The sequence below is a fragment of the Cyanobium gracile UHCC 0139 genome, from assembly GCF_034931325.1.
GTDB classification, from domain to species: domain Bacteria; phylum Cyanobacteriota; class Cyanobacteriia; order PCC-6307; family Cyanobiaceae; genus Cyanobium; species Cyanobium gracile_B.
This window is the reverse complement of the sequence record NZ_JAYGHX010000008.1, coordinates 44,976-63,696: the sequence shown is the minus strand read 5'-3', so window position 1 is coordinate 63,696 and position 18,721 is coordinate 44,976. Positions and strand designations below refer to the sequence as shown.

Annotated in this window: 13 protein-coding genes and 1 pseudogene; 11 read left to right on the top strand and 3 right to left on the bottom strand. The window is 60.8% G+C overall.

Annotation, left to right across the window (positions count from 1 at the left end):
- Positions 1–739 precede the first annotated feature (739 nt).
- From VB738_RS12825 to VB738_RS12800, 6 genes are all read left to right on the top strand, one after another.
- Entirely contained in the window at positions 740–2,806 is a 2,067-nt protein-coding gene (locus VB738_RS12825; RefSeq protein WP_323306107.1) for a class I SAM-dependent DNA methyltransferase, read from the top strand.
- A complete protein-coding gene (locus VB738_RS12820) occupies positions 2,803–4,164 on the top strand; it encodes a restriction endonuclease subunit S (RefSeq protein WP_323306106.1) in 1,362 nt (453 codons plus the stop codon). The genes VB738_RS12825 and VB738_RS12820 overlap by 4 nt, the downstream gene beginning before the upstream one ends.
- Positions 4,161–5,033, top strand: a complete 873-nt coding sequence (locus VB738_RS12815; RefSeq protein ID WP_323306105.1) for a GIY-YIG nuclease family protein — start codon at positions 4,161–4,163, stop codon at positions 5,031–5,033. The genes VB738_RS12820 and VB738_RS12815 overlap by 4 nt, the downstream gene beginning before the upstream one ends.
- Positions 5,030–5,971 (top strand): DUF4268 domain-containing protein, encoded by a 942-nt coding sequence (locus tag VB738_RS12810; RefSeq protein ID WP_323306104.1) that lies wholly within the window; start codon positions 5,030–5,032, stop codon positions 5,969–5,971. Before VB738_RS12815 ends, VB738_RS12810 begins: the two co-directional genes overlap by 4 nt.
- On the top strand, positions 5,968–9,090 hold the full coding sequence (locus VB738_RS12805) for a type I restriction endonuclease subunit R (RefSeq protein WP_323306103.1): 3,123 nt from the start codon (positions 5,968–5,970) through the stop codon (positions 9,088–9,090). The genes VB738_RS12810 and VB738_RS12805 overlap by 4 nt, the downstream gene beginning before the upstream one ends.
- A 1,722-nt stretch (positions 9,091–10,812) precedes the next feature.
- A complete protein-coding gene (locus VB738_RS12800) occupies positions 10,813–11,184 on the top strand; it encodes an AbrB family transcriptional regulator (protein ID WP_323306164.1) in 372 nt (123 codons plus the stop codon).
- A 24-nt stretch (positions 11,185–11,208) separates the two neighbouring features.
- Here VB738_RS12800 and VB738_RS12795 read toward each other — a convergent pair.
- Positions 11,209–12,240, bottom strand: a pseudogene (locus VB738_RS12795) (endonuclease/exonuclease/phosphatase family protein).
- Positions 12,241–13,084: 844 nt separating this feature from the next.
- Entirely contained in the window at positions 13,085–13,834 is a 750-nt protein-coding gene (msrA, locus tag VB738_RS12790) for a peptide-methionine (S)-S-oxide reductase MsrA (protein WP_323306102.1), read from the bottom strand.
- 220 nt (positions 13,835–14,054) lie between these two features.
- On the opposite strand from msrA, the gene VB738_RS12785 reads away from it, so the two are divergent.
- Positions 14,055–14,762, top strand: a complete 708-nt coding sequence (locus VB738_RS12785) for a thermonuclease family protein (RefSeq protein WP_323306163.1) — start codon at positions 14,055–14,057, stop codon at positions 14,760–14,762.
- Between the two features lie 114 nt (positions 14,763–14,876).
- A complete protein-coding gene (locus VB738_RS12780) occupies positions 14,877–15,335 on the top strand; it encodes a hypothetical protein (protein ID WP_323306101.1) in 459 nt (152 codons plus the stop codon).
- A 20-nt stretch (positions 15,336–15,355) separates the two neighbouring features.
- Here the strand turns inward: VB738_RS12780 and VB738_RS12775 are convergent, their stop codons facing one another.
- The gene (locus VB738_RS12775) at positions 15,356–15,925 is read right to left on the bottom strand and encodes a hypothetical protein (RefSeq protein ID WP_323306100.1); all 570 of its coding nucleotides are present in this window, start codon (positions 15,923–15,925) and stop codon (positions 15,356–15,358) included.
- Between the two features lie 120 nt (positions 15,926–16,045).
- Here VB738_RS12775 and VB738_RS12770 point away from each other — a divergent pair, with 120 nt between their 5' ends.
- The 3 genes from VB738_RS12770 (at position 16,046) to VB738_RS12760 (ending at position 18,545) form a co-directional block, all read left to right on the top strand.
- On the top strand, positions 16,046–16,933 hold the full coding sequence (locus VB738_RS12770) for a CPBP family intramembrane glutamic endopeptidase (protein ID WP_323306099.1): 888 nt from the start codon (positions 16,046–16,048) through the stop codon (positions 16,931–16,933).
- 732 nt (positions 16,934–17,665) lie between these two features.
- Positions 17,666–18,364: a thermonuclease family protein gene (locus VB738_RS12765; RefSeq protein WP_323306098.1), complete on the top strand. Its 699-nt coding sequence runs from the start codon at positions 17,666–17,668 to the stop codon at positions 18,362–18,364.
- A gap of 4 nt (positions 18,365–18,368) precedes the next feature.
- On the top strand, positions 18,369–18,545 hold the full coding sequence (locus tag VB738_RS12760) for a hypothetical protein (RefSeq protein WP_323306097.1): 177 nt from the start codon (positions 18,369–18,371) through the stop codon (positions 18,543–18,545).
- Positions 18,546–18,721 lie beyond the last annotated feature (176 nt).

Sequence of the window (18,721 nt, the reverse complement as noted above, 5' to 3'; positions counted from 1 at the left end):
TGGCAGGTGCAGCTTTATCCCTATTGCTAGGAATACAAGCGGCAATTGCATGGTAAAGACCAGAGACGGTCGCACGCTGAAGATTAGTTTCGCAACTGACAGCCTTTCCCCATCTAAGTCCGTGCAAAGTGAACTATAGATCCACTTCAAAGCTTAGAAGAGAGCGCTTTGCCGCGGCAGTGATGCGTAAAGCGATTGCCTAAAAGCACTTGAAGTCGTCATAACAGTTTAGAGTGCTACCGCAAAAAGCTTCAATACTGGCAAATGTGCTGATCAGTTCTTGAGCTCAGAGCGATTGCTGGGTATGAACAAATCCAGTAATTCTGGCACCTCCCACAGCAGCGTTGAAGCACAGACCTCCAAATAAGCGGACAGAGCTCTCGCCTGCTTTTAGGTCCACATCCAACCCCTGCCATTTCGCTACAAGAGCACTGGTGGTGAAGGCGTTCTTCACCACCAGGCTGGATCCAGACTCCACGGCAAGGGAGTTCTTCAGCTTCCAGAAACGACAACGCTGCAGGGATGATGATCCGCTGAGCTGAAGCGCCGGGCCGGCAACCCGGGCCCCCCCGAGGACGCCACCCTCGATTGAGGTATGCGCCTGGACAGCCCTCTGAATGGCTCCGGCATTTGGCCCGCCCAGATCGTGCGGTGGAGAACCTGGAAGCCAGCTTCCGTGACGGGCCCCCCCGGGCCCTCACCCAGATGGCATCCTGAAGGCTCAGACCTGCGCTCCCCGTTGACCCACGCCGCTGCAAACCCACTGAGCGACGTTGACTTCGACGAGGAGATGCACGACGAGTTCATTGGGGCTCTGGAGGCCCTGGGCGGCCAAGCAGGCAATGGCAGGCTCCGTGAGCTGCTCGGCTGGGACGAAGCCGTCTACGACGCAGTCAAATCAAGGCTGGTGCACAAGGGGAGCGTGGTCCCTGGCCGTGGCCGAGGCGGCTCAGTCGCCCTCCCCTCCATGGCCGGCACAGGGGTTGAGATGGCATCTTCTGGAGGCCATCCATCAATGTCGCAGCGCCCTGTGGTCAGTGCCCCGCCCCTCGGCCCCCAGCCCACCGGCAAGCAGAACCTCTCGGCCTTCATCTGGTCGGTAGCTGACCTGCTCCGAGGCGACTACAAGCAGAGCGACTACGGCAAGGTGATCCTGCCGTTCACGGTTCTGCGCCGTCTGGACTGCGTGCTGGAGCCCACCAAGGCTGCCGTGCTGGATGAGAAGACCCTGCGCGAAGGCCAGGGCCTGGACCCCGAGCCCTTCTTGCTCCGCAAGGCAGGCCAGAACTTCTGCAACACCTCCCAGCTGGACATGAAGGTCCTGATGGGGGACCAGGACAACATTGGCGAGAACCTGCGGGCCTACATCCAAGCGTTCACCCCGGCTGTGCGGGACATCTTCGAGAGCTTTGAGTTCCACCTGCAGGTGGACCGGCTGGAGAAGGCAGGGCTCCTGTACATGGTCTCCGAGAAGTTTGCCCAAATCGACCTCCACCCTGACAAGGTCAGCAACGCTGAAATGGGGCTGGTGTTCGAGGAGTTGATCCGCAAGTTCGCGGAACTCTCCAACGAGACCGCTGGGGAGCACTTCACCCCACGGGAGGTGATCCGGCTGATGGTGAACCTGATCTTCATCGAAGACGACGACGCGCTGACACAACCCGGTATCGTGCGCAGCCTCTATGACCCAGCCGCTGGCACCGGGGGGATGCTGAGCGTCGCCGAGGAGCACCTCACGGGCCACAACCCCACAGCCCGGCTGGTGCTGTCCGGTCAGGAGCTGAACCCCGAGTCCTACGCCATCTGCAAGGCGGACATGCTGATCAAGGGGCAGGATATCAACAACATCTGCTTCGGTAACACGTTGTCTGACGACCAGCTGCCGGAGGCGAAGTACGACTACATGCTCTCCAATCCGCCGTTTGGGGTGGAGTGGAAGAAGATCCAAAAAGAGATCCAGCGGGAAGCGGAGCTGATGGGCTTCAGCGGCCGCTTTGGCCCTGGTCTGCCCAGGGTGAGCGATGGCTCGCTGCTGTTCCTGATGCACCTGATCAGCAAGATGCGTCCTGCCATGGAGGGCGGTAGCCGCTTTGGGATCGTCCTCAACGGCTCGCCGCTGTTTACCGGTGGGGCGGGATCCGGGGAAAGTGAGATCCGCCGCTATGTGCTGGAGAACGACCTGGTGGAGGCGATTATCGCCCTGCCAACAGACATGTTCTACAACACGGGGATCAGCACCTACATCTGGATCCTGACCAACCGCAAGCCAGGGGCCCGCAAGGGCAAGGTGCAGCTGATTGATGCCAGCAGCTACTGGCAGAAGATGCGCAAGAGCCTAGGCAGCAAGCGAAAGGAACTGAGCCCCGAGCACATCGAGGCGATCACCCAGCTGTTCGGCGCCTTCGAGGAAGCGGAGAAGGATGGTAAGCCGATCAGCAAGATCTTCCCCAACGAAGCCTTCGGCTACCGCACCATCACTGTGGAGCGTCCCCTGCGGGATGAGGCGGGGAAGGTGGTGGTGGGACAGAAGGGCAAGGCCAAGGGCAAACCGCAAGCGGACAGCAGCCTGCGGGATAATGAGAACGTGCCGCTATCTGAAGACGTGCAGACCTACTTCGAGCGGGAGGTGCTGCCCCATGTTCCCGATGCCTGGATCGACCACGACAAGACCAAGGTGGGCTACGAGATCCCATTCAACCGGCACTTCTATGTGTTCACCCCACCCAGGGCACTGGAGGTGATCGACGCTGAGCTGAAGCAAGTGACGGATCGGATCCTGGCGATGATCGGGGGGCTCACCGCGTGAGCTTTCCGAGGTATCCGGCGCATAAAGACAGTGGGGTGGAGTGGCTGGGGGAAGTGCCGGAACATTGGGATGTGAAACCGCTTAAGCGACTTGCGGAAATTCAGACTGGACTAGCCAAGGGCAAAGAGGTTGAACCCGAGGGCAGCATAGAGGTGCCATTTCTGAGGGTGGCAAATGTTCAGGACGGCTTCTTAGATCTGAATGACATTCACACAATCCAAATTCCGGAGGCGGCTCTTGACAGATATCTTTTGCGGCCAGGTGATGTACTGATGAATGAAGGAGGAGACTTTGACAAGCTGGGGCGTGGCTGCATTTGGAACAGCGAGATCAGACCTTGTATACATCAGAACCATGTTTTCGCGGTTCGCCCCCATTCGATTTCTTCCGCTTGGTTGAACGTCTACACCTCCTCCAAGCAGGCCAACTCGTATTTCATTGGTCGCTCCAAGCAAAGCACAAATCTGGCATCCATCTCATCTTCAAATCTGATGGATCTTCCAGTCCCCGTTGCTCCGATTGTTGAGTCCACCCAGATCCTCAACTTCCTCGATCGCGAAACCGCAAAGATCGATACCCTGATCTACGAGCAGCATCGGCTGATCGTGCTGCTTCAGGAGAAACGCCAGGCCGTCATCTCCCGTGCAGTCACCAAGGGGCTGAACCCAGACGTGCCGATGAAGGACTCAGGCGTGGAGTGGCTCGGGGAGGTACCGGAGCATTGGGATGTTTCTTATCTTGTGAAGCAGTCAGACTTGCTACAGACGGGACCATTCGGAAGCCAGCTATGTGTCGAAGACTATGTAACAGGAGGCATTCCAGTCATAAACCCTTCTAGTATTATCGGCTCCAATATAGTTGCCATTGAAGGGGTTGGCGTTGCGGACGAGACTGCGTTTAGACTTGAGCGTCACAAGCTGCGCAAAGGAGATCTAGTGGTAGCAAGAAGAGGTGAGATGGGCAGATGCGCAGTGGTCGGCGAGAATGAGACCGGGTGGTTGTGTGGGACGGGATGTCTTCTACTTCGATGTGCAACAAGCTTTAGCCCCGACTACGTCGAGCTAGTTATCAAATCTGAATACTCAAGGGCCACTCTCTCCTTGAGCTCAGTGGGGTCGACCATGGAGAATTTAAACACTTCCATCCTTGGAAGGCTAAGAGTTCCCGTTCCACCCAAGGAAGATCAAGTAGCGATTCTTGGATATTTACAGCAATCCGAGAGATGCTTTGAAAGTCTGATCACCGACGCGTCCAATGCCATCCGATTGCTGGAAGAACGTCGATCAGCCCTGATCTCGGCCGCAGTTACCGGCCAGATCGACGTGCTGAGTCTTGTGTCCGAGGCGGTGGCTGCATGACCCCTACCCCCAAAACCATTCAGATCTTCCTGCCCGGAGGTGACCCCAGGGGCATTCGCATTGCCGAAATCACCACCCGCATCGTCCAAGTGATCGAAGTGCCTCGCAGCCTCCTCCAGGACTTTATCAAGATGGAGGAGAGCGCTCAGGTAGCGCTCTATTTCCTTTTCGGAGTGGAGGCGGATGGATCTGAACCCAAGGTCTACATCGGCCAGACTGGAGATCTGCGGGCCCGTCTGGTGTGCCACAACCAGAAGAAGGACTTCTGGGAGCGGGCGCTGGTACTGATCTCACGCACCAACAGCCTGACCCAGACCCATGCGTTGTTCCTGGAGTGGTACTCCCTCCAAGCAGCGCGCGCAGCTGGGCGCTACGTGGATGAGAACGGCAACAGTGGCAGCAAACCCCATACCCCAGCCCCTTTACAGGCCGACTGCCTGGAGATATTCGATACGGGCCGGACGTTGCTGGCCACCCTTGGCTATCCGGTCTTTGACTCGGTGGTGACGTCAAGTACAGCCACCCAGCCAGAGGAGGTGTTCATCTGCAAAAGCGCAGGCATTGATGCTCGCGGTCTCTACACACCAGAAGGCTTTGTCGTGCTGAAGGGTTCCGTGGGTCGGATCGGCAACCAGCCCTCGATTGTCGGATCCAGCAGCGAACGCTTTCGCCAGAAATTGTTTGATTCCGGTGTACTGAGGGAGGAGGGGGGTAAGGCAGTCGTTGAGAAAGACCACCTCTTCGGTTCCCCGAGCATGGCTGCCATCGCTCTCTTGGGTAGAACGGCCAATGGCTGGAAGGAATGGAAGAGTGCTGATGGGTTCACCCTCGATCAGCTCAAGCGCACCAACGTGGGGGCACCGGCATGAGCTACTCCTCGATCGGAAAACTCCAGCGGGTTCCCCTTCGTGAGGTCTGGAGGCATGAGGCTTATGACTTCACCCAGTGGCTGCAGGAGAACATTGACATACTCAACGACTCCCTAGACCTGAACCTCGTAACGGCTGAGCGAGAGCAGGCAGCAGGCTCGTTCAGCATTGATCTTGTTGCCGAGGATGAGGATGGCACCACCTATGTCATTGAGAACCAGCTCGAAAAGAGCAACCATGACCACCTGGGCAAGTTGATCACCTACCTGACGGCCAGGAGTGCCCGGGGGGGGATCTGGATCGTTTCGGAGCCTCGGCCCGAACATGTCGCGGCCATGGCCTGGCTCAACGAATCTCCTAGTGCCGACTTCTACTTGGTGAAGGTCGAGGCCGTGCGTATCGGTGATTCGCCCGCAGCTCCGCTCCTCACCATGATCGTTGGACCATCGGCAGAAGCCAAGGAAGCCGGGCGGGCCAAGGGGGAGTTGGCTGAGCGATACGACATCCGCAAACGGTGGTGGACCGCTTTGGTTGCACTACCAGGTGCGAAGCTTCACGCCCATATAACCCCAGGGACCTACTCCTGGATCGGGACCTCATCAGGCATTAGGGGCCTTAGCTTGAACTACGTAGCAAATCAATACGAATGTGGCGCCGAGCTTTACATCGACAGAGGCAAGGACTCCGAAGAGGAAAATAAACGTATTTTTGACCATCTCCAAGCCTCCCAGGCTCAGATCGATCAAGCCATCAGCCCGCCTGTCAGTTGGCAGCGCCTCGACAGTCGCCGTGCTTGTCGAATCCGCATCACCCTTCCCGGAGGCTACCGGTCGCCCGAGGAAGAGTGGCCCTTCATCCAGGAAAAGATGGTAGAAGCTATGAACGAGCTGGAGCAGGCACTTAGGCCCGTTCTCAAGACACTCACGATGGGCCAATGAGCTTGCATCTGGAGAGCGCCTTCGAGACCGAGATCTGCGATCACCTCGACAGCCACGGCTGGCTCTACGCCGAGGGCGATTCCGCCCACTACGACCGCAAGCTCGCCCTCTACCCCCCAGACCTGATCGCCTGGGTCCAGGAGACCCAGCCCAAAGCCTGGGAGACGCTGCAAAAGAACCATGGCTCCAAGGCCGCTGACACCATGCTGCAGCGGCTACGCAGCCAACTGGATCTGATCGGCACGCTTGATGTGCTTCGCAATGGCGTCGAACTGCTGGGTCTAAGCAAGGCCCTCAAGCTGGCCGAGTTCAAACCAGCCCTGGGGCTCAACCCCGAGATCCTTTCCCGCTACAAGACCAACCGCCTGCGCGTCGTCAGGCAGGTGCGCTACTCGCTCCACAACGAGAACAGCATCGACCTGGTGCTGTTCCTCAACGGCATCCCAGTAGCAACCGTTGAACTCAAGACCGACAATACCCAGTCCATAGAAGACGCGATCTGGCAGTACAAGAAGGACCGCAACCCCAAGCCGCCCGGTCAGACCCCCGAGCCCTTGCTCACCTCCCCCAGCGGCGCCCTGGTCCACTTCGCTGTCAGCAACCGCGAAGTCCGCATGACCACCAGGCTGGCGGGCTTTGGCACCGTGTTCCTGCCGTTCAACAAGGGCAGCGAACCCGGCGGCAAGAACTGCGGTGCCGGCAACCCCCTCAGCAATGGCCACCGGACCGCCTACCTCTGGGAAGAGGTCTGGCAGCGGGAGAGCTGGCTGGAGATCCTGGGCCGCTACTGCATCGCCGAGCGCAACAAGAAGAAGCAGATATCCCGGGTCCTCTTCCCCCGTTACCACCAATTGGTCGTCACCCGCATGCTGCAGGAGGCGGTGCTGGCAGAAGGCCCAGGCCAGAAGTACCTGGTGCAGCACTCCGCCGGCTCCGGCAAGACCAACTCGATCGCCTGGACAGCCCACTTCTTCTCCGAGCTGCACGACGCCAGCGACAAGAAGGTTTTCGATTCGGTGCTGGTGGTGAGCGACCGCAACGTGATCGATACCCAGCTGCAGGAGGCCCTGGAATCCTTCCAGCGCAAGAAGGGGGTCGTCGCTTCCGTCACCAGTGAAGACGGCAGCAAAAGCACCAAGCTCGCCGAAGCCCTCAGCGGCGACAAGAAGGTGGTGGTCTGCACCATCCAGACCTTCCCGTTTGCCCTGCAGGCTGTGCGCGATCTGGCCGCCACCGGTGGCAAGCGCTTTGCCGTGATCGCCGATGAGGCCCACAGCTCCCAGAGCGGAGAAACTGCCAACAAGCTCAAGGAGGTGCTCTCCGCCGCCGAAGTCGCCGACCTGGAAGACGGCGGCGGGATCGATGTGGAAGATCAGCTGATCGCCCAGATGGTCGCGCGGGCCAAGGAGAGCGGCATCACCTACGTGGCCTTCACGGCCACCCCCAAGGCCAAGACCCTCGAACTCTTCGGTAGACGCCCCAACCCCAGCGAGCCCGCTGGTGAGGGCAACCTCCCCGAGCCCTTCCACGTCTACTCCATGCGGCAGGCGATCGAGGAGGGCTTCATCCTCGACGTGCTGCAGAACTACACCAGCTACAAGCTGGCCTTCCAGCTGGCCCAGCAAGGGCAGGCCATCTCCGATGAAGAGGTGGAGCGCAGTGCGGCCCTCAAGAAGCTGATGGGCTGGGTCAAGCTCCACCCCCACAACATCGCCCAGAAGGTGGCGATCATCGTGGAGCACTTCCGCCAGTTCGTCTGGCCCTTGCTGGACGGCAAGGCAAAAGCCATGGTCGTGGTGGGCAGCCGCAAGGAGGCGGTGCGCTGGAAGCTGGCCATCGACAAGTACATCACCGAGAAGGGCTATGCCCTCGGCACCTTGGTGGCCTTCAGCGGCGAGGTCACTGACCCCGAGAGCGGTCCCGATGGCTTCACCGAACGCAGCCAGGCCCTCAACCCAGGGCTCAAGAGCGACATCCGCGAAGCGTTCAAGGGGGAGGACTACCAGATCCTGCTGGTAGCCAACAAGTTCCAGACCGGCTTCGATCAGCCCCTGCTCTGCGGCATGTACATCGACCGCCGGCTGGCGGGACTGCAGGCAGTGCAGACGCTCTCCCGCCTCAACCGCTGCTACCCAGAGAAGGAAACCACCTTCGTGGTCGACTTCGTCAACGACCACAACGACATCCTGACGGCGTTCAAGACCTACTACTCCACCGCCGTGCTGGCCTCAGCGACAGATCCAGCCCTGATCCTTGACCTCAAGACCAAGCTCGACGCTCAGGGCCATTACGACGAGTTCGAGATTGAGCGGGTCGTGAAGGTTCTCCTGGATCCCGCCAGCAAGCAGAGTCAGCTGCAAGGAGCTCTGGAGCCTGTGGCCCAGCGGTTGATGAACGCCTACAAGGAGGCCCGTCTGGCCTTCAGGCAGGCCGAGGAGATCAACGACGTCGATGGCCTCAAGGCCGCCAGGGATGAGCTGGCCGCTCTGGCGTTGTTTCGCAGCGACATGGGCACCTACGTCCGCCTGTACACCTTCCTCTCCCAGATCTTCGACTACGCCAACACTGGCTTGGAGAAGCGGGCGATGTTCTTTAAGAGACTCTTGCCGCTGCTGGAGTTCGAGCGGGAGGTCAACACGGTGGATCTCTCCAAGGTGGTGCTCACGCATCACCACCTGCGCGACCTCGGGCAGAAGAAGCTGGATCTGGAGAAAGGGGAAGCCGTGCCGATCCCTGGAATCGCGCCTGGTGGGGGGTCGGTGCAGGACAAGCAGAAGGCCCTGCTCTCGGAGATCATCGCCAAGCTCAATGACCTCTTCACTGGTGACTTGAGCGACGACGACAAGGTCATCTACGTGGGCACCGTGATTCGAAGCAAGCTTCTGGAGTCCAAAACTCTCCAGCAACAGGCGGCCAGCAACAGCAAGGAGCAGTTCGCTAATTCACCCGATCTGGCGCGGGCCCATCAGGACGCGATCATTGATGCGCTCGATGCTCACCAGACCATGAGCACTCAAGCACTTAATAACCCTGACCTGCAGCGGAGGATGTTGGAGTTGCTGCTGGGCAGCTTTGGGCTGTGGGAAGGACTGAGGGAAAAGCGTTCTGGGAAGACATGAGGCTTGACCACCCTTTTGTGATGATCTAATTCATGAGTCTAACCAAGCCAGATAAACTCCCTATCAAAACCGGCTAAGTCACCAGTGCGCGCGGCAAGGTATCTGATCTTTCCAAGGATTCAGCCTTCCGATGGATGGCCGTTACCACCAAGGACTCACACCACCCCCGAGACCTTGGGGATGGAGAAGGCCAAGGGGCGCCCACCCTTGGGGCAGAGCCTACGGAAGTTGGGATTGAGCCGAACGAGGGTCTGATCCGCCAGCCGCCGCACCCGCCGGAGCGGAGGAGCCTTAGGGATCCGCTCCTCGGTAGAGACGTAGGAGTACAGGGGGGCCGGTCCTCTCCTGCTGTCTGGGTTTATCAGCAGCCTCTTAGAGCCTTTGATTCGCCTTCTCAGCTTGCGGCTATAGCCGAAGGCGGCCCCAACACCCAGGAGAGGTAGAGGGCTGGGCGCAGGCGAAGTCCTAATACGGCTGGCAAACATATAAGCAATAGGGTATTCAGGTCTAGCTACCCTAAAGGCTGTAGACCCATCGGGAAAGGCGGAAATGGCTGCCACCGCATTGGGGAAGTAGACAAATGCGAAGAAGCATGAGTAATCGAAGAATGGGTCGGGCTTACAAGCAGGACCGCCTTGTTGGACGTAGGCAGTAGCGAAAAGATTGGCCATAACATCATTGCCAGGACGCGGATCGCCATCCCACCAGGGCGTGGATCTGATGTCTGCCGCACTTGCATTGAATGTTGTTTCATCTGATACCACATCCCATTCACCCTCGCCAGGAACGTTTAACACGAACGCAGATGCTGGCGGCGAAGTTACGATAGTGGTAACTGCCACTATTGCGACTGTGCCGAGTCCGACTAGGGCCAGTTGTGCTGCGATCCTTGTTACTGGCAGGGTTGTTACTGACAGCATTGCGCCGGAGGGACTAGACAACTTCTATGTTAGCCCGAATCTGATGTAATAAATAATTGCAGCGTAAGAGCTGCACGGGGGGCCAGTTTTGAGGACACGTCGATAGGGGTCACGCCATGACCATCGGACTGTCCATCGATGACCTACCCATCTGAAGCGGTCTGGTTTTCTGGGCAGCCCCCATCGTTAACTTCTGAGGCGGGGCCCCGCCCCTGGAAGGGGGCTCCCACCTAGGAGCAACCGCCTCACCTACAGCCCCGAGTTTCATGGCCAAGGTCGCCATGGAGGCGATCACTGACTGCAAGACGCTCCAAACGATCGCCGCCGACGGCGCAGAGCCCCTGATCCCTGTGAGCCATTGGATGGGGCAGCTCCTGGACGGCGTCAGCGAGTATCCACGCAGGAGAAGATGCCCCACGCTATTGAGGCAACGGTGCAACGAGCTCGGGGGCTGACCGGCACCGCTGGTTCACCACTGAGGTTGGCCCCGCCCCCTACTGGGCATCCAGTCGGCAGCACCCGCCCCACCCACTTACCCCGAGCACGCAATTCCTGGCGCTGCGGAGTCCATGACCAACCGACGGACCTCAATCCAGATACCCCCGAGCACTTCATCCCTGTGCCCAGCCCAATGAGTGGGTTGATCCTGCACAAGACTGCCATGTTCAGCGGGCATCGTTCTCGGGGGAGCGGCAGCTCCAGCGCCATCCAAGATCATCCTCAAGTGACAGCGAGTCGCAACGATCCGAACGGGCGCCTACGAGCCCACGCGCTACCTTACGTAAAAGTCCTCTCTACCAGCATGGCCCTCACAGGACCTGATCTCCTCGCCAAAGTCAAAGAGCTCGGCGATGGCTCCAAGTCCGACCTAGTTCGAGCCGCCGGCTACGTCAGCATCAAGAAGGACGGCAGCGAGCGGCTGAACTTCACCGCCTTCTACGAAGCCCTGCTGGAGGCCAAAGGCGTCAGCCTCGGAGACGGTGGTGGCAACGGCAAAGGCAAAGGAGGGCGCCGCCTGAGTTACGTCGCCACGGTGCAGGGCAACGGCAACCTGCTGGTTGGCAAGGCTTACACCGCCATGTTGGATCTCAGGCCGGGGGATGAGTTCGAGATCAAGCTTGGGCGGAAGCAGATCCGGCTGGTGCCCGTGGGTGGGGCTGACGAGGAGGAATGAAATTACCTGTTGTATTGGATCTTTTTAGACCATATCTTCCTCAAGTTCGACGGATACTGGAAAATGGTCGCTGTATCCCTTCGTGTTTACGTTCTTCTGAACGTCCCCTTTTGGGAGCCCAAATCGGATAGGCCCTTCACTTAACCTGTCATCGATCATTTCAGGGAACAACTCGATGCGAGCGGTTTCTTCTTTAACTCGTAATGGGCTGGAGGCAATCAGCAGGCCTTTTGAGACGAGCAATTGATCAAATACGTTGCCATTCCCTTTAAAGTACAGAGTGCCATTCAACAGCTTCTGATTTCCCTTGCGGTCGATTCCCTCTTGTTGCAGGTATCGCCAAGCGAGGTTGTAAAAACGGGGGACAGTCTCAGTGCGCTCTACATCCCCTCGCTCCCTTGTGGCTTCGGCATGAACAACAAGTGAATCGTTGAAGGGATCGTCGTTGAAATCGCCCATCGCAAGGATTGGAGTATTTTCCCCCAGTTCTTCTCGAATTCGGCTGTGGAAGTAAGATAGCGTTTCCCCGGCTGTCATCCGGTAACCCTGGCTTTCTTAGGTTCCGCCGCTCCTTGATGGCCAATGGTTGCAAAGCAGTACCAAAGGTTGGCTGGCTTTGGTTGTGAAAGTGGCTTGGGTGATATCCCGTGTACCCGTACGTCGAATCACGAAGTAATTAAACAATGTAGCAGGATCATGTCCGTATTCCTGTTTGTCATAAAGGAATGCAGTATCGATACCACGCTGATCCTCCTTTGAATCAGCATGAGCAGGGACGTATTCCCGACCTGGCAACGTTTCATTGAGCTTGCCAGCCAAGGTATCCAGGACGAAACGGTTCTCTACTTCGCAGACTCCAAGGACATCTGGGCCCTTTCCGCTGTTCATCTGAGAGATGATGGAGGCGAGCTGAGTTATCTTTTGATCCAATAGCTCAGTCGTCCACCCCTTGAGATCTGCAGCAATGCGCTTGGCCAACCACTCTGGTCGGTCCTCGAAATCCTGAGGGGCGAAGAGGTTTTCTAGATTCCAGAAGGCAATGAAGTGCCTGCTCATGGGGTGCTCCTTTCGCAATGTGAGGATGGAAGTCTGGCTGGTTAAAGGCGAACCGCAGGTGCTCCAGAGAACTCATGTTTAGAAATCCTCAGTATCTGGCGGCTGAACTCCACCCAGCCACTAGCGATCAATAACGGCGAACTGTGGCCCATGGCTGAGGTGGTCTGTTTCTTCTGGACAGGGTCCATCGCTAACCTGTGAGGCGGGGCACCGCCCCTGAAAGGGGGCTCCCACCGTTGGGCAAACGCCACTACCCATAGCCCCAAGTTCAAGCCAAGGTCGCCAGGGAGGCGATCAGTGGCCGCAAGACGCTCCAGGAGATCGCCGCTGACAGCGTGGATCGCTCGACCCAACTCAAGCAGTGGCCTAAGAAGGCCATCGAGGCGTCGCCGGAACAGCCTCGGGGAGAGCCGCACAGTCGCTTAATAGTTGTCGTCGCACTCGCCCCTTACTACGCCTCCTGATGGCAGCGCCGGCAAGCCCTACCCCCGAGCACGCGATTCCATAGCCCTCCCCAATCACCCACAGGACCGGACACAGTCCGGACAAGGGACGGACAAGGCAGGGCAGTCCCCCTCTCCCCAGTCCCCACCTCACCTCGGACTGCCCGGACAAGGCGGACAACCCCCCATCAGACTTTTGATGAGGTTCCCCCCTCCCTTCCAGAGCAGTCAACGAAGAGAGGTGGCAAAAGCCCCCGTCCGGGGTGTCCGGGTGTCCGGCTCAAAGGTGGGCGGGTACCTCTGATCGCTGGCACCGGTGGATGGAACGTCCCCCCCCCCCCACCCCCCCCCCGAGGGCGGGCTATTTCAACCACCATCTGCACCAGTTCTGAGCAAGAACCCTATCGGTACAACCCTGGGAACTCTGCTGCAAGCCGGGCCACCTTGGGCTTGTCATGGAACACCACGTAGGGATGGGTGGGATTCCGTGCCACGAAGTCCTGGTGGTAATCCTCGGCGGGGATAAAGCCTCGCCAGGTCTCCACCGTGGTAGCGATCGGCTGCTTGAAGACCCCGGAACGGTTCAACTGGTCGATGTAGCCCGCAGCCACTCGCCGTTGCTCGGGGTTGGTGGGGAAGATCGCCGACCGGTACTGGCTGCCCACGTCGGGCCCCTGGCGATTCAGCTCGGTGGGGTTGTGGGCCACCGCGAAGAACACCTTCAGCAGCTGGCCATAGCTCACCCGGGCGGGGTCGTAGGTGATGCGGATGCCTTCGGCGTGACCGGTGTCGCCGTTGCTCACTCGTTCGTAGTCGGCGGTGTCCGCCGTGCCGCCCGCGTAGCCGGTTACCACCTCCTTGACGCCTTTGACGTGCTCGAAGACCGCCTCCATGCCCCAGAAACACCCCCCAGCTAGCACCGCCGTGGCGGTTGTGGCCGGATTGCCAGCAGGGGTCTCGGCCACGGCCGGATCGGGGAGATCCTTCGCGGAGGCGGCCTGCAGTCTGGGTACGGCGGAGGTGGCCAGGAGTCCTGTCGCTAGCAGACCGGCCGCGATCAGTCCGCCGGTGGCGGCCCTGCGAAACAGGGGTTGGAGGGGGGAGGGCATCGAACCAAGGGCACACACCTCAATACCGGTGGAGGCGGCCATTGGATGGGCTGAAACCATAATGGGAGCAACTCGCCCCTCCTGCGGGCCTGGTCAAGCAAACTGCGGGCGACGGGGAGATGGCGCCTCCTGGCAAGCCTGTGTTCTCGCCAGCTTGCTAGCTCTCTCATGCCCCCCCCCCCGAGCACATAGCCCACCGCTTGCAGCATTCCCACTAATCAGTATCTGAGCTGCCAAGATCCCGACACTCCCCCGAGCATTGATGCGGCTCACCCCACTGCTGGGCTTCCTGCCACTGGCCATCTCTCTGCTCACGCCTCTGGCCGCAGCAGCAGCCACGGTGATTTCCATCGGTGACGGCGACACGCTCCGTGTCCTAGACCGTGGCCAGCGGCTGACCATCCGCGTCGCCTGCATCGACGCCCCCGAGATGGCGCAGGCGCCCTACGGCCAGCAGGCCCGGCAGGCGCTCCAGGCTCTCCTCCCCGTCGGCTCAACCCTCACGCTGAAGACCCAGACCAAAGACCGTTATGGCCGGATCGTCGCCGAGGTCTTCACCGCTGACGGGCGGAACGCTGGCCTCACCCTTGTGCAGCAGGGCAACGCCTTCGCCTACCGGCAGTACCTGAAGCAGTGCGATGAGTGGGCCTACCTCGATCGGGAGAAGCTGGCAGAGCGTTACCGGCTTGGCGTTTGGAAGGTTGATGGCGGGATCCAGCGTCCATGGGATTTCAGGGCAGCCAGGCGGGGTGGTCAGAGCAAGCCAGCAGCCAGACCTCAGCGACCTGTGAACCTCACGATCATCAACGGCGGAGCCCCCCCGAGCTCGGGGCGGCGGTGGTACTGCCGGAACGTTGGGTCGTGGGAGCGGGCCCAGCAGCTGAGCGAACCTCTGCCCGGCCTCCCGGTCGACAGCCCCCGGGGGATCACGTCCGGGAGTCGCTTCAGCCAGGAGGCGTATGAGGTGTGAACTGCCCCAGGTTGTTCCGGCTGACTAAGGGTGTGAGGTCACCATGGTTGAGGTGCGACCCAGCCCCGGCCGGCGAGTGGCAAGATGCTGGTGCCTTCCAGTGGAGTCTCCAGCATGAAACCAGGCAAAACCATCCTGGCCACGGCCGTTGCTGCCGCCGCGATCGGCCTGTCGATGCCGCTCGCCTCCCACGCGATTGATCCGGCCTATGCCAAAAAGCTCGAGAAGTCTGGCTGCACCCAGGTCACCGAGCTCAAGGGCTGTGACATCAACAAGACCAAGGCTGAAAATGCCAAGGCCGGATTCGGTACTGTTGACACGGCGGTTTCGCCTTACGCCGGCCAGTGGATCGCCAGGAATGTGGACGGTCGCACCGTTTCTACCATCCGTATCGATGGCAAAAACAAGGTGGTGGTGAACGGCAAGTCTGTGGCCAGCAAACTCTCTGACGGCGCCCTGGTGTTCAAGTCCGGCTTCATCACCTACACGATCCAGGGCGACCCGCGTCTCAAGAATGAGAACAGCTGGTTCGATTCCGATGCGCAGACCACCGGCCCGATCCGGCGCCAGTAGTCTGCGCACCCCAGGGCCCCTCAGAGGCCCTGTTCCCGGAAGAAGCGCTGCATGGCGTCCTCGGCCTGGGTCACCTGGGCCGGGGTGCAGGCGGAGGTCTTGCTGAAGTACTTGCCGGCCTTGTTGAAGTTGACCCGGCAGGCACCCTCGAACTTCACCTGGCGGATGCCCAGCAGCAGCTGGACGATTTCGGGTGGCTTCGCCGCGGGAGGGGTGGGGGTGGTGCTGCTGGCTGCCTTGCCGTAGGGGGCGGGATCCCAGAAGACAAAGATCGACTGGTTTTCCAGTCGGTACACCTGGCCGCGGTTGGCGTCCAGGATCTCCCGCTTGGCCGGTTCACCGCGCCCATCGAAGTAGGCGTTGGGGGTGCTCTCGTTGGGCTTGAGCTCGATCCTCTGGCCGCCCTTGAGCTCGATGCTGACGAATCCCTGCCGCTGCGAGAAGGTGCACAGCCCGGAGGAGGTGGCCTTGTCGTCCCCAGCGGGGAAGACATCGCAGCGGGCCTGCACGGTGTCGGCCAGCGCCGGCGTCGCCGCCACCACGGAGGCCAGGCCCAGCAGGGAGGCGGCAAGGATCGGGAGTCGGCGCATCGGCAGGGTTGGGACTGCTCCGAATGTACCCATCGCGGCGGTCGGCGTCCGCTTCGCCCGGAGCGGGGTGACACGGCCCCCTGGTGTCGCTAGCAGTGCCCTGAGAGGTGTCGCGCATTGATGGAGACGATCGCAACGGAGGGCGCAGCGGAGGGCGTCCGGGGCCCGCGCGTCCGTCCGACGATCCGTCTGGGGATCGCGCTCTGGCTCGCCTACAGCGCCCTGGCCGGCGTGCTGCAATTCCGCACCGGCATTCCTTACACGGACTGGTTCAAGACGGCCGGCAATGCCTTCGCCACGGCGGTTTTCCCCCTCAGCCTCGGCGGCCTGGCGCTGCTGGCCTTCACCCGCTGGTGCCGTTGGGACCATGTCTGGCGGGATCCCGTCCGGCTGCGCTGCACCGGCCTGATGAAGCTGTCGATGCTGGCCTGGATGGCGATGATCGCCTTCCGCCTGGTGGGCATCCAGTGGAGCGCGGTGCCGCCGGACCTGCTCCTGGCCATCCTCGCCGCCGGCGTCGGCGTGGGCTTCGCCGAGGAGTTGCTGTTCCGCGGCCTGTTCCTGCGCTGCCTGCGCCAGGGTGGCCGCTCGGAATCCACCGCCGCGATCTGGACCGGCGTCTGCTTCGGGCTGTTCCATCTGCCCAACATGGCCATGGGGATGGGCTGGATCGGTGCGATCCAGGTGGTCCTGGCGGCCCTGAGCGGCATCCTCCTGTATGTCTTCCGCCGCTACACGGGCCTCCTCTGGCCGGCGATGGTGGCCCATGGCCTTTGGGACATCTCGACGTTTCTGGCCGGTGGCTATGCCTACCCGTGGCTCTCGATGGCCTCCGTGGCGGCCCAGGGGGTGTTCGTGGTGCTTGGGCTGCTCGTCTACGCGGGCCTCTACAGAAGCGACCGGGACACGGTCGTCCTTCCTGCCCTTCCGCCTCATGGCGGGGTACCACTAGCTGGCTCCCTACACTCCAACGCCCAGCCGCCCAGCACCGGCCCAGCTGCGCCCTAGGTGTGCTTTCCCTTCAGGATATTCATGAACGCAGCTAAGTAAGCCGCTACTGGGGGGGGGAGGCACCCCAATGACCCTCGGGAGGATGCAGGCCAATTGGCGCCCACCATGCTGAGGGAGAAGCATCTCTTCAGGTTGTCCAGTGAAGACAGAGACGTGCTCGCCGGTGACGGTGTCGATCCGTTCGAGGGGCAAGCCCTCGGGGTCGAGATGCCATAGATGGCGATTCATGGTGGTGGTGCGGCTGGGTACAGGGTTCCCATGGGCGGGCAGCGCCAGGGTTTCGATCCGGTCCCTCTCACCCCCCACGGAGGATGCGATCCATCTGAGCCCAGCAGCCCGGGGCGTCTATCTCAGCTAGATCCGGACAGGGCGGACAGGGGGGCACCAGGGTCCGGACAAAGCGGCACAACCCCCCAGTCCCCTGTCCACAGCCCAACCCGGACTACCTGGACAGGCCGGACACCCCACCATCAGATATTTGTTCTGCCCCTCCCTCCCTTCTCCAGCAGACAAACATGAGAGGGGCAAGCACCCCCCTGTCCGGGTGGTCCGGGTGGCCCGGCGCGGGATGGAGGGCTACCCCGCTGGCCTTAGCCGATGGAGGAGTGACCTCATCCACGAGGGCGACCTTCTCCAGCCACCATCGGTTGAGCATCTGACCCACACGATGCTCCTTCTCCTCGCCACAGCCCGCCAAGATCTCAACAACTCCAGCCCCCCCGAGCCCTGATGCGGTTCGCCCCTCTCCTCTCCATACAGAGCGTGGCCCTTGCCTTGCTCTTCCCTCTGCTCACCCCCTTGGCAGCCGCTGCGGCCACGGTGATCTCGGTCGGTGACGGCGACACCCTGCGCGTTCTCGACGGCGGGAAGAAGCTCACGATTCGTGTGGCCTGCATCGATGCACCGGAAACGGCTCAGTCGCCCTACGGGCAGCAGGCAAGGCAGGCCCTCCAAGCTCTCCTCCCCGTCGGCTCTACAGTCACGCTGAAGACGGAGACGAGGGACCGCTACGGCCGGACCGTTGCCGAGGTCTTCGCCTCGAACGGAGCCAATGCCGGCCTAACCCTGGTCCAGCAAGGCCATGCCTTCGCATACCGGCAGTACCTGAAGCAATGCGACCAGTGGGCCTACCTCGATCGGGAGAAGCTGGCCGAGCGCTACCGCGTGGGGGTCTGGCGGGTCGATGGCGGTATCGAGCGTCCATGGGATTGGAGGGCTGCCCAGCGAGGAGGGCAGAGCCAGCCAGTAGCCAGACCCCAGCGCCCGGTGAACCTCACGATCATCAATGGCGGAGCCGCTCCGAGCTCGGGGCGGCGTTGGTACTGCCGGAACGTGGGGTCATGGGAGCGGGCCCAACAGCTGCTGAGGGAAGGGCACACCTATCTCGATGGCGATGGGGACGGTGAAGCCTGCGAGGCGCTGCGCTGAAACGATGCCAGAACCGGGTCCACGCCGTATTCGTCTTGCCGAGCTTCGGAAGCAACTGGCCGAACTGGCACGAAGGGGCAAGGCGGCGCCTGTTGGCTCAGAGGAGCACGATTCCCTCGCGGAGCAGTACGGGGAGGTGCTGGCGGGGGTGCTCGCCTTGGCCGAGGAGCTGGAGGGCTAAAAGGATATCTGTCACTGCTTCTCTTTTTCAGGGCTTTGACCTGGCGGTTTCAGCGGCTTATCCGCCGGCGGTCATCAGTCTTGACGGCCTCGCTGTAACTACGCATTGATCGGTTCCATCAGGTCCTCTGGTGGTTGGAACGGACGGGATGGATAGGCGTCATCTTTCCTGGCAGA